The organism is Phenylobacterium sp. (assembly GCF_044372605.1).
Lineage (GTDB): Bacteria > Pseudomonadota > Alphaproteobacteria > Caulobacterales > Caulobacteraceae > Phenylobacterium.
The window spans coordinates 1-10,940 of the sequence record NZ_JBILRO010000099.1; the positions used below are offsets into that span (position 1 = coordinate 1).

General features: G+C 63.5%; 10 protein-coding genes. 2 read left to right on the top strand and 8 right to left on the bottom strand.

All coding sequences use genetic code 11. The features are described 5' to 3' along the window. Both ACIQ42_RS09755 and ACIQ42_RS09760 read right to left on the bottom strand, forming a co-directional pair. Window positions 1-704: outer membrane protein assembly factor BamD (locus ACIQ42_RS09755; RefSeq protein ID WP_397422016.1), on the bottom strand; the 704-nt coding region annotated here is incomplete at its 3' end. A gap of 133 nt (window positions 705-837) precedes the next feature. Beyond that, window positions 838-1,422 (bottom strand): GDP-mannose pyrophosphatase, encoded by a 585-nt coding sequence (locus tag ACIQ42_RS09760; protein ID WP_397422007.1) that lies wholly within the window; start codon window positions 1,420-1,422, stop codon window positions 838-840. A 63-nt stretch (window positions 1,423-1,485) separates the two neighbouring features. Between ACIQ42_RS09760 and ACIQ42_RS09765 the strand changes: the two genes are divergently transcribed. Further along, entirely contained in the window at window positions 1,486-2,241 is a 756-nt protein-coding gene (locus ACIQ42_RS09765; protein ID WP_397422008.1) for a DeoR/GlpR family DNA-binding transcription regulator, read from the top strand. Here the strand turns inward: ACIQ42_RS09765 and ACIQ42_RS09770 are convergent. From ACIQ42_RS09770 to ACIQ42_RS09795, 6 genes are all read right to left on the bottom strand, one after another. Next, window positions 2,238-2,849 carry an MSMEG_1061 family FMN-dependent PPOX-type flavoprotein gene (locus ACIQ42_RS09770; RefSeq protein ID WP_397422009.1) on the bottom strand — a complete coding sequence of 204 codons (612 nt, stop codon included), beginning with the start codon at window positions 2,847-2,849 and terminating at the stop codon, window positions 2,238-2,240. The two genes, ACIQ42_RS09765 and ACIQ42_RS09770, sit on opposite strands and share 4 nt — an antisense overlap. Before the next feature lie 64 nt (window positions 2,850-2,913). Beyond that, the gene (gene lpxC, locus ACIQ42_RS09775; RefSeq protein ID WP_397422010.1) at window positions 2,914-3,807 is read right to left on the bottom strand and encodes a UDP-3-O-acyl-N-acetylglucosamine deacetylase; all 894 of its coding nucleotides are present in this window, start codon (window positions 3,805-3,807) and stop codon (window positions 2,914-2,916) included. Window positions 3,808-4,038: 231 nt separating this feature from the next. Next, the gene (locus ACIQ42_RS09780) at window positions 4,039-4,257 is read right to left on the bottom strand and encodes a hypothetical protein (protein WP_397422011.1); all 219 of its coding nucleotides are present in this window, start codon (window positions 4,255-4,257) and stop codon (window positions 4,039-4,041) included. 78 nt (window positions 4,258-4,335) lie between these two features. After that, window positions 4,336-5,817, bottom strand: coding sequence for a cell division protein FtsZ (gene ftsZ / locus ACIQ42_RS09785; protein WP_397422012.1), 1,482 nt, complete (start codon window positions 5,815-5,817; stop codon window positions 4,336-4,338). A gap of 204 nt (window positions 5,818-6,021) precedes the next feature. After that, window positions 6,022-7,518: a phosphoesterase gene (locus ACIQ42_RS09790; protein WP_397422013.1), complete on the bottom strand. Its 1,497-nt coding sequence runs from the start codon at window positions 7,516-7,518 to the stop codon at window positions 6,022-6,024. A gap of 128 nt (window positions 7,519-7,646) precedes the next feature. Then, the gene (locus ACIQ42_RS09795; RefSeq protein ID WP_397422014.1) at window positions 7,647-10,409 is read right to left on the bottom strand and encodes a TonB-dependent receptor; all 2,763 of its coding nucleotides are present in this window, start codon (window positions 10,407-10,409) and stop codon (window positions 7,647-7,649) included. A 281-nt stretch (window positions 10,410-10,690) separates the two neighbouring features. Between ACIQ42_RS09795 and ACIQ42_RS09800 the strand changes: the two genes are divergently transcribed. Beyond that, window positions 10,691-10,940 (top strand): phytase (locus ACIQ42_RS09800; protein ID WP_397422015.1); only part of this gene is annotated, 250 nt, incomplete at its 3' end.

The following is a 10,940-nucleotide window of genomic DNA, read 5'->3' on the forward strand; positions in this document are numbered from 1 at the left end:
GCGACGCCGTACCAGACATCACCGGGATAGTTGTAGCCGAGTACCGCGCCGTTGCGCTTGGCTTCCTCGACCAGGCCAAGGGTCAGGTAGCTCTCCACCAGCCGGTAGAGGGCTTCGGGTGTGTGCGTCGTGGTCTGGTAGCGATCCACCACGGTCTTGAATCGATTCGCGCCGGCCAGGGTGTCGCCCTGGCGCAGGTAGTAGCGGCCGATGGTCATTTCCTTGCCGGCCAGCTGGTCGTTGACCATGTCGATCTTCAGCCGCGCATCAGCCGCGTACTCGCTGCGCGGATAGCGCTGGACGACGTCGCGCAGGCTATCCAGCGCCTGGCCGGTGGCCGCCTGGTCGCGGTTCACATCCACGATCTGCTCGAAGTAGCAGATCGACTTGATGTAGTGGGCGTAGGCTGCGGTCGCATTGCCGGGATAGAGCTGGATGAAGCGGTCCGCGTCCGCCACCGCTTCGGCGTAGTCGTTGCCCTGATAGTGCGCGTAGGCCTGCATCAGAATCGAACGGCGCGACCACTCGGAATAGGGATGCTGGCGCTCCACTTCCTGGAAGTAGCCGACGGCCTGACTCCACTGCCGCCGATCCAGCCGATCCGCGCCGGTCGAATAGAGCAGCTCAACCGGCCGCTCCTCATAGGCCAGGCGTGTCTTGTTCCTGTTGTTCCCGGCGCAAGCGGAGAGGGCCAGCGCGCTCATGACGGCGATCACCGTCACCTTGCTCGTATTGCTTAGCAAAGACACCACCACTTCAAGGCCAACGTGCGCCCCCACACGAGGGTTCGCTATCTACACCACTGACTGTGGCGAGCAAACGGCGCAACGGCCGTTCTCATGACGCTAGCAGGTTCATGGCGGCAAATTGCAGAAGCATCACAGTTTTGGCATCAGCTATCTCGCCTGATGTAACCATCGCGAGGGCTTGGCTGATGGGTAATTCAAGCACTTCGATGTCCTCACCCTCGGCCTCAATCCCACCGCCAGCGCCTACTCGCATCGCCGGATCGTAGGGAGCCACGAAGAAATGCAGGCGTTCGGTCACAGACCCTGGGCTCATGAAGCATTCAAAGACCTTTCGCACCTCACCAAGACGACATCCGATTTCTTCTTCGGCTTCTTCTCGTATTCGTGCTTCGGGATCTGCGTTGTCCAGCAGACCTGCCACAGCTTCGATCAGCAAGCCGTCGTGGCCGTTCACATAGGCCGGATAGCGGAACTGACGAACAAGCAGCACAGTGCGACGCTCCGGATCATAAGGTAGCAAAGTTGCCCCGTCGCCCCGATCATAGGTTTCCCGGCTGGTCGTCTGCCATGTTCCATCGGCCCGCTGCCAGTCGAAGGTCGTCTTCTTCAGGACATACCAATCATCGGAAAGCACGCGGACTTCGCGAATTCGGATACGGTCTGCGATGGACATAGCCCTGACATACGTTCAATTTCGTGCAGTTTCAATTATTTTCGCGCATCCCGGAACCCTTCGATGCTCACACGTCAACGTCATCAATTGATTCTCGCGACACTGAGGAGAGACGGCCAGGCGATAGCAAAAACGCTGGCCGTGGAGATCGGGGTTTCGGACGACACGCTTCGCCGCGATCTGCGCGAACTTGCACGAAAGGGCCTCCTACAACGTGTTCACGGCGGCGCATTACCTGCATCGCCCGCTATGGCTGACCTACACACGCGACAGCAGGTCTCTACCTTGGAAAAGGAGGTCATCGCCAAGGCTGCTGCAGCCATGTTGCAGACGGGCCAAGTCGCGTTCCTCGACGGTGGTACGACGGCGGTGAGGCTGGCTAGACTCATTGATCCCGCACTACGCGCTACCGTCGTAACTCATAGCCCTGCCGTGGCCGTTGCGTTGATCGACCACGCCTGTGAAGTGATCCTCATTGGTGGACGCCTCTTCAAACACTCCATGGTCAGTGTTGGCGCAGCAGCGGTAGAGGGCATCGGACGGGTGCGAGCCGACCTCTACTTCATGGGCATAACCGGGATTCATCCGGAAATCGGTTTGACCACCGGCGATGCCGAGGAAGCGGCGGTGAAACGAGCCCTCTTGGCTGCAGCAGCCGAAACTGTTGTTCTGTGCTCTTCCGAAAAACTCGGTGCTGCTTCCCCCTATGTGATCGCACCAATCTCGGCAGCCAGCACACTTGTCGCCACATGGACCGGATCGGACGCGATCCTGGATCGCGTCGCCGAATGCGGGGTCCAAGTCATAAGAGTGAGCTAAAGGCTCGCCCTAAGCCCCTCGACATCCTGTTCATGGGTCGTTTGCGGTCTGGGCAGACCGATCTGATCGCTGACCATTTCGGTGAGCGAGGGCAAGGTGGCGCGGTCTATGCGATGGCTGTCGCCCCATAGATCCGCGCGCATCAACGCCTTGGGGCAGTGCAGATAGGCCTCGCGCACGTCCACCCGAAGCAGGCTCTTGGGGACCTTGCCGAACTCTTCGAAGGTCGCGGCCAGGGCGTCATCGATCACCAGGCTCGCACGACCGTTGACCCGGTAGATGTCATCCACACCCGGGATCATGAACATGAACCCCACCTCGCCGGAGCCCTCGGCGATGTTCCGCAGCGTGTCGAGGCGGTTGTTGCCCGGACGGTCCGGCATGGTCAGGCTCTTGCCATCCTCGGCGACGCGCACAAACCCCGGGCCGCCGCCGCGTGGAGACACATCCAGACTGCCGCTGGGACCCACCGAGGCCAAGGCGGCGAACGGTGAGAGTTCGATGAAGCGCCGCCCGTGCCGGTCAACATGATCCAGGCACTTGGCCGAGACAAAGCTGTGCGGCGGCCTGTAGCGCGCGTTCAGGTCTGCGGTTGCGTCGTCGGACATGATCGGGCTCCACTGGCGAGTGAGAGCCCTACCCTACCGCCGCTGCCAACATCATGTCAGCAGCTTACCCCGTCTGACGAAGCGCCTCGGCGAACGTACGGATACGCCAGGCATCCGGACGGGCCAGCAGAGCGCGGACCAGGGCGTTGTTCAGACCGTGGCCAGCGAGCACGCCTTCAAACCGACCCAGCAGGGGTGCCCCCAGCAAAAAGAGGTCACCGATCGCGTCCAGCGCCTTGTGACGCACAGGTTCATCAGGGCGACGCAGGCCTTCAGGGTTCAGGATCGCGTCGCCGTCGACAACGACGCAGTTGTCCATGGACCCGCCACGCGCCAGGCCCATGGCCCGCAAGGCTTCCACGTCGCTCAGGAACCCGAACGTGCGGCAATCGGCCAGTTCGTCGCGAAACATCTGCTCGTCCATCACCAGATCGACGGACTGACGACCGATGGCCGCGCTGTCAAAGGCGATGTCAAAGGCCACTTCAAAGCCGCTTGCGGGTCGGAGCGTCGCGCGCTTCTCGCCGTCGATGACCTCGACTGTATCGAGAATTTCAATGTAGGCGCGCGCCACGTCCTGCGAGCGCAGGCCGGCCCGGTCGAGAACACGAACGAACGGCGCGGAAGACCCATCCATGATCGGCATTTCTGGGCCATCAAGCTCGACCACGGCGTTGTCGACGCCCAGCATCACCAGGGCCGCCATCAGGTGCTCGATGGTGGCGACGGTGACACCCGCCGCATTGCCGATGACCGTGCCGAGCTGGGTCTTGCAGACCGCTTCCCCATGCGCCGGCACGACGTTGTCGCGGTCGGCGATGTCTGTCCGAACGAACACGATGCCGGCGTCAACGCTCGCAGGCTTGACCGAAACGCGCGTGTAGGCGCCCGTATGGACGCCAATCCCGGCGAACAGGGCCGGCGACTTCAGGGTGTGCTGGTAGACCTGTGCGGACAAGGTAGACCTTCCTGCGACGATACGCGGTGCGACGACCGAACCTTTGCCCCTGCAAATCTGCTAGGCTGCTTGGTGCAACGCAGCAAAGCACATCGTGTTTCGCAATGTTTCGCTTAAGGCCACATTAACCTGCGGCGGCGGTTTCGTGTTGTTTTTCAAGTGGTTTTGAGACGCACTCAAAGGACATTCCGCGCCTAGGAAACAGGTCCTGACGGCAGCCCGAACTTGTCGTCAGAGTGCCGGGAATCGGAGCGTGCCGATGAGGTTTCGACCCCGGTCCAGAATACGTACATGCACCTCTCGCCCCAGCCGGGCCAGCGCCTGCGCCAACTGCCGGGCCCGCGCTTCAGCATGACCACCCGACCGGAAAATCAGCGGCTCAATGCCGGCGCACGACACCGCCCACCCCTGAGCCAGGGGCGACACCAGAATAATGCGTTGGTCCGACATGACAGTCCTCCCGGAGCAGGCTCAGGGAGGACTATGGGCCGTCCCGGTTTCCCGGGCGTGGCGCTTTTGTGATGTTTTCTAGTTCGCCAGGCGGCGAAGGAATGACGGGATTTCTAGATCCTCGTTCTGATCCGCCGATTCATTGGGCGCGACAGCTTCCATGGGCTGGGCGCCGCCGCGCGAAGGCGCCGATGTCGGGCGTGGAGCTGGCGCCTGGGCGGCCGGAGCCTGAGGTGCTTCATAGCGCGGGCGGCCCCCGAAGATGCTCAGGAACCCACCACGCGGACGGCGCGGCTCATAGACAGGTTCGGCGAACAGCGGCTCGTCCAGAACGCGCTGGGTCTCTACCGCCGGGTCCACACTCCGGGTCACGGGCGCCTCGGCGACCGTCTGCACAGGCTGCGGATCGACTGTCAGCGGCACGCTGAAGATATCGGGCTGTTCGACCTCAAGCGTGGCTTCGGCGGCCATTTCGGGTTCCACCGAGGCCGCAATCGCCGGCTCGGGCTCAGGCGCGCGCGGCGTGACCGTGGCGCGCAGCGGCTCCGCCGTCAGCGAGCGACGCTCGATCTTGGGTTCGATAGCGGCGATCGAGGCGCCGTCCATGCCGGTGGCCACGACCGAGACCCGGATCATGCCTTCCAACGAAGGATCGAAGGCGGCGCCGAAGATGATGTTGGCTTCCGGATCCACCTGCTCGGAGATGGCGTTGGCCGCCTCGTCGACTTCCAGCAGGGTCATGTCGAGGCCGCCGGTGACATTGACCAGCACGGCCTTGGCGCCCTTCAGCGAGACTTCGTCCAGCAGCGGATTCTGGATGGCGTTCTGGGCGGCCATCAGGGCGCGGTCCTCGCCGGTCGCCTCGCCGGTGCCCATCATCGCCTTGCCCATCTCGGTCATCACCGTGCGGACGTCGGCGAAATCGAGGTTGATCAAACCAGGCAGCACCATCAGGTCGGTGATCGATCGCACGCCCGAGTGAAGCACCTGGTCGGCCATGCCGAAGGCTTCGGCGAAGGTGGTCCGCTCATTGGCGACGCGGAACAGGTTCTGGTTGGGGATGACGATCAGGGTATCGACGTAGCGCTGCAGCTCGCTGATCCCGGCGTCGGCCAGGCGCATCCGGTGGCGGCCTTCGAAGTGGAACGGCTTCGTCACCACACCGACGGTCAGGATACCGCGCTCACGGGCGCACTTGGCGATGATCGGCGCGGCGCCGGTGCCGGTGCCGCCGCCCATGCCCGCGGTGATGAAGACCATGTGGGCGCCGTCCAGGTGCTCACCGATCTCGGGAATGCTCTCTTCGGCCGCGCTCATGCCGACTTCGGGATGAGCGCCGGCGCCCAGGCCCTGGGTTACCTGCACGCCCAGCTGGATACGGCGCTCGGTCTTGGCGAACTGCAGTTGTTGCGCGTCGGTGTTGCCGACCACGAACTCAACGCCCTCAAGGCCCGCATCGATCATGTTGTTGACAGCGTTGCCGCCGGCGCCGCCGATGCCGAACACCACGATCCGAGGCTTCAGTTCCGTGGCGCGCGGCGCTGACAGAGAGATAGTCATGTGACGTATCGGTCCTTCCCGGATTTGCGGTATGGCGCGTCCGGCCGCAGTCCCGACGCACCCTGGTAACGATGCGTTAATTAGGCGCCCACACCGTTAATCGAGGGTTAACCGCATAGCGTGAGTCGGAACGGCGTCGAGGTTTCCCACCGGTGTTTTTCAAACTTGCGCGTCCGGGAATCAGGTCGAGGCCTGCGCCCGGCGTCACTTTGCGGTGATGAACACCGGGTTGGCGTAGAACCAGAGGTCCGACCAGGGGTCCTCACCCGCCGTGTCAGGGGTGGGTTCGAGCTCATTGCCGTTCGTGCCGCGCACCCGCAGATAGATCGGGCCGGTCACATTGCGGATCGTGTGGACCATGGCGATGCGTTCGCCGTCGCGGGTCCAGTCGCGCGGACCGAAGCGGCGCTCCACGCGGGTGGTGGTGTTGCGATCGGTCGTGCGATCAGCTGCAGGACCGGTGATATCGCCCACGATGAGGTCGACGCGGGACACATCGGGGCTCTTGCCGCCAAAGTTGGCGCCGGCGGGATCGCGCAGACGGATGACCACGGTCACGTCCGAACCGGGCGCGACGTTCAGCTTTCCGCCGATCTCGGCCCGGGCCGTGCCATCCGCAGTCTGCGCCGTGACGTCCAGCTCGGAGACCAGGTCGCCAAGCACCGTGAACACGCGGCCGTTTCGCAGGCCGTCCAGCACGTCGGCAGGCTGTTTGACCGCCTTCACATAGGTCTTGGAGTACTCACCCGGCCAGAAATCTATGCCACCTTCGGTGTAGTGACGGTGGGAGTCGGACGTCGAGGTGATCCACCAGCCGCGGCCCTCGGCCAGCATGGAGTCCCAGAACCCGCCCAGCCGCGCCGTCAGCTGATCGTACCCGCCCATGGTCGGCGCACGACGATAGCCGCCGCGGAACCCGGTATCAGGATCGCCCTGGGCCTTTACGTTCAGCGCCGCCGCCTGGTGGCCAGGGGCGCCCTCCATACCTACCGCGACCTGGGGTGCGGCGTCGTTCCAGTTGCGCAGCTCTCCAGGCGTGACGACCGTATAGGCGCCAACACCCGTCGCCGTGCGGGCGGGATGGTTGGCGATCACCACCGGCGGGACCGGAATCTTCGACATGTACTTCAGAGCTTCGACCATTCGCGGCTCGGTGTTCCACGTCGGGTCAGCCGGCCAGGGCTCGCGGTGATTGTACTGGCTCTCGATCCCGAACAGAACGTCGCGCTCCGCGTTGTTGTGCGGCACGATAACGCTGGAGTGTTCGGCGCCCGGGGTGTCCAGCTCCATGCCGTAGAACTGGATGACACCGGGAACTTCGCGCCGCGCCTTCAGAAGCTCGGGATAGGCCAGGTCGCGATTGACCTTGGAATGGTTGGGTCCGCCGTGGTCGGTCGCCACCATCCACGAAAGCCCGAACTTCGCGCCCATCGCGGCATTGGTGGGGATGGGATAGATGGCGTCGCCGGCCACCACGGGGGTCGGCGGAGACTTGCCGTCCGGGTTGGCCTTCCAGCTGACGCTGTAGCGGCTGTGGACGTGGTGGTCGCCCGACAGCCAGCGGCGCTTGGACGGATCCACCTTCGCGACCTTGGTTCCCTTGGGCGCCTCGATCCGGATCGGATGCTGGCCCTCATGAGCGAAGGCCGCCCCGGGCAGGCCCATGGCCGCAACAACGAGAATTCCCGCGAACCTGTGCATGCGCCCGACCCTTGATTTCCAATGAAGACCGCCCGCTCCGAATTTGCGTCCGGAACGGGCGGTAATGGTACCCTATACGCGGAATGTGACGCCCGCTTGACTCCGCGCCCCGCCGGGACGCTCAAGGCCTAGAACGTGAAGTTCACCCCGGCGATGAAGCGGCGGCCGAACTTCTCTAACTCGATCGGATTGGCCGTCACATCGCCATAGCGACGACCCCGGTCATTGGTCAGGTTCGCCGCATCGAAGGTCAGTTCGAAGTTGTCATTGACGCGGTAGCGGACCGAGAAATCCAGTTCCTCGTCGCTGTCCCAGAAGACGTCGCCGTTGGCGACCGGGACGGTCTTGCCGTTGAGCACCTGATATTCGCCTACACCCTGACCCCAGGGGGTGCGGTACTGATAGGCCAGCCTCGCCGAGAGACCGTAGCGCTCGTAATAGACCGAGACGTTGTAGGCCGTGTCCGAGGCGCCGATCACGGGGATCTTGCGCTCCGGTACGCCGCCCACGCTGGGAACGTTGAACTCGGAGTCGTTCAGGGTGATGTTGGCCTGAACTCCAAAGCCCTTCACCCAGTCGGGCACGTTGCTGTCTTCCAGGAACGGTTCGATCGACTGGGCGATGGCTGCCTCGGCACCAAGGATGTGGCCCTTGCCGCCGTTGCGCAGGGTGCTGAGCGTGTAGCCGGACCGGTCCACGCCGCCGAAGTTCAGGGTATCGCGGCCGAAGACGCCGGATTGGCTGAACAGCGCGTCCTTGATGTCCTTGTAGTAGACGCCCGCCGACAGATAGCCGCCCGAGGCCATGTACCACTCATAATAGGCGTCGACACCGTAGGCCCGCTCGGGCTTGGCGTCGGGATTGCCGCCCGAGATGGTCTGGGTGGTGTCATTGGCCACCAGATTGGGCCGCAGTTCGTCGAAGTCCGGCCGCGCCGCACCGGTCGTGAAGCCGACGCGGACCTTCATCTCGTCGTTCAGGTCCCAGTTGATGTGGGCGCTTGGGAACACCAGCACCTGGTCATTGGTCGCCGTCACCAGGGTGTTGGCCGTACCCACGCCGCCGAAGGCCGTGCCGGTGTTTTTCACACGTTCGATCCGCGCGCCGGCGACGATGTTGCCCCAGTCCTGCGTCCAGGTGCCCATGGCGTAACCCGCCAGGATTTCTTCCTGCACGCGGAAGAAGTTGGCGTTGGTGTTCTGCCGGACGAGGACCCCGGCCTTGAGCAGGTCGCTGGCGCGCTTGTCGACGGCGTCCTTCGAGAAGTAGTTGAAGTCGTAGCCGAGCTGGAGCTCGCCCTGGTAGGGCTTGAGGTTGCGGATCTGGTCGTAGTTGAAGGCCTGCCCGGCCGCGGTGATCTGGGCGAGGGTCGCCGCGTACACCTTCTCCTCGTGCTTCTTCGTGCGCGAGCCGAACAGGCCGCCGAACTTCAGCTTGAAGGGCGATCCGAACATCTCGAACTCGCGCTCGACGTCGAACTTGGCAGTATAGGCGAAGGTCGGATCACCGCCATCGGTGGTGTTGATGGAGACCGCAGGCGCCAGAAACGACTCGATGGATGGAACCGCCGCGCCCTTGGATCGCACCGCAGAGGAGCCCGTTCCCGTCACAACCGTGCGGAACAGCTTTACGATGTTGTTGTTGGGATCGGTGAAGTCATAGTCGATGGTCGGCCGGTCGGCGATGTTTGAGGGGCTCGCGAAATTGGTACGGGCCGGAGCATCCTGGCCGTCCTCGGCCTGGGTGTAGTTCAGCTTCCACTTGACGTTCCAGTCGCTCCACAGATGCTCACCGCCGACGGTGTTGGTCCAGGTGTACTCTGCGGTTTCCAGCGAGTTGAAATTGGAGGTGATCTGAGCGCCGTAGACCGTGCCCTTCTGCGGGGTATTGCCGTTGCAGATGTCGGCGAAGCCGCTGGTGGTCTGCGGCGCGACAACGGTCGGGCAGGCGGTGGCGGCGGTGGTTGTCGCGCCGTTGTCCATCCGGAAGATGTAGTTGTTGCGCAGTTCCTCGTCGATGTACGAGGTGTAGATGGAGCTGAAATCGACCTTATTGTTATCGTCGAACTCGTATTCCACCTTGAATACGCCGCCGATGTTCTGGCGCGTCAGGCGATAGGGCTTGTTCTCGAATTCCCGCGCCCAACGGCGGTCCTGGTTACCGGGCCGCGCATCGCGACCATTGCCGGCGGTCTGGTAAGGGTCGGTCTCCCAGTTATCGGTGACCATGTTGCGATGATAGAAGGAGCCCAGGGCCAGAACACCCAGGCGGCCGTCCAGGAGGCGGTTGGACACGGTCAGCGACACGTCCGATTCCTCGCCGCCGCCCAGTTCCACATAGCCCAGCGAGGCCTTGCCGGCGACGAACAGGCCCGAGCGGTCAAAGGCGCTGCGGGTTTTCACGTCGACGTTGCCGGCGATGGTCTCGCCGGGCATGTCCGGGGTCACCGCCTTGGTGACAATGATCTGGCTGGCCAGCGCCGAGGGGATGTTGTCCAGGCGCGAGTCCCGGCCTTCAGGGCTGACGATGGTCAGGCCGTCGAAGGAGATCGTCGTCCAGTTGATCTTGGAGCCACGCAGGTTGACGTAGCGGGCCTGGCCCTGATCGCGCTGCACGGCGACGCCCGGCAGGCGGCCGATGGCGAAGGCGATGTTCTGGTCAGGCAGGCGGCCCACCGCGTCGGCGGCGATGACGCTGACCAGCGAGGGCGACTCTTTCTGGATCTGCAGCGCAGCAGCCTGGGATTCGGCGATGGGCCGACCGGTGATGACCACTTCGTCAACAGTGCCGGGCGCCTCGGCTGCACTCTGAGCCATCGCCGATTGCGCCGAAAGTGCGGAGGCCATGGCGACGCCCGCCATCAAAGCCGTACGCGAAGTGATCCTGAACATCTGTTGTACCCCCATTTGGTTGGAGGCGGCTTAGCCGTCTAGTTTGACGCTTCCGCGACAGTTTCATCACGTCCTCAAGAACCGCACAGAGGAGAAAATCATGTGGTTCAGGAGCCACAGATTGACATTGCTCTCCTGTCGGCTGATCCGACTTTCAAATCAGCTGAGAGATGTGGGAATCTGATCTTATGCCTCAAATATACTCATCGCTAAGCTCTTCAGCCGTGCTTCTTCTGGGACTGATTCTGGTGTCCGGTTGCGCCGCGACAGGCCCTGAAGCGATGTCGGATTCAGCCGGCATGACCGTCGGCGTCGGGACCCCGGTGATCGCCGCCGCCGAGACGCCCTCGGTGGGCACGAAGGTGCTGGACGCAGCCGACGACCCGGCGATCTGGGTGGATCCGGCAGACCGCGCCCGCGGCGTGATCATCGGCACCGACAAGAAGGCCGGCCTCTATGTCTACGATCTGGCCGGCCGCCAGACGCAGTATGTACCCGGCGGCCTGCCCAACAATGTCGATATCCGCGAAG

Bases quoted from the DNA above. Each gene is read 5' to 3' on its own strand.
- ACIQ42_RS09760 (WP_397422007.1), bottom strand. From the start codon at position 1,422: ATGTCCATCGCAGACCGTATCCGAATTCGCGAAGTCCGCGTGCTTTCC.
- ACIQ42_RS09765 (WP_397422008.1), top strand. From the start codon at position 1,486: ATGCTCACACGTCAACGTCATCAATTGATTCTCGCGACACTGAGGAGA.
- ACIQ42_RS09770 (WP_397422009.1), bottom strand. From the start codon at position 2,849: ATGTCCGACGACGCAACCGCAGACCTGAACGCGCGCTACAGGCCGCCG.
- ACIQ42_RS09780 (WP_397422011.1), bottom strand. From the start codon at position 4,257: ATGTCGGACCAACGCATTATTCTGGTGTCGCCCCTGGCTCAGGGGTGG.
- ftsZ (WP_397422012.1), bottom strand. From the start codon at position 5,817: ATGACTATCTCTCTGTCAGCGCCGCGCGCCACGGAACTGAAGCCTCGG.
- ACIQ42_RS09790 (WP_397422013.1), bottom strand. From the start codon at position 7,518: ATGCACAGGTTCGCGGGAATTCTCGTTGTTGCGGCCATGGGCCTGCCC.
- ACIQ42_RS09795 (WP_397422014.1), bottom strand. From the start codon at position 10,409: ATGTTCAGGATCACTTCGCGTACGGCTTTGATGGCGGGCGTCGCCATG.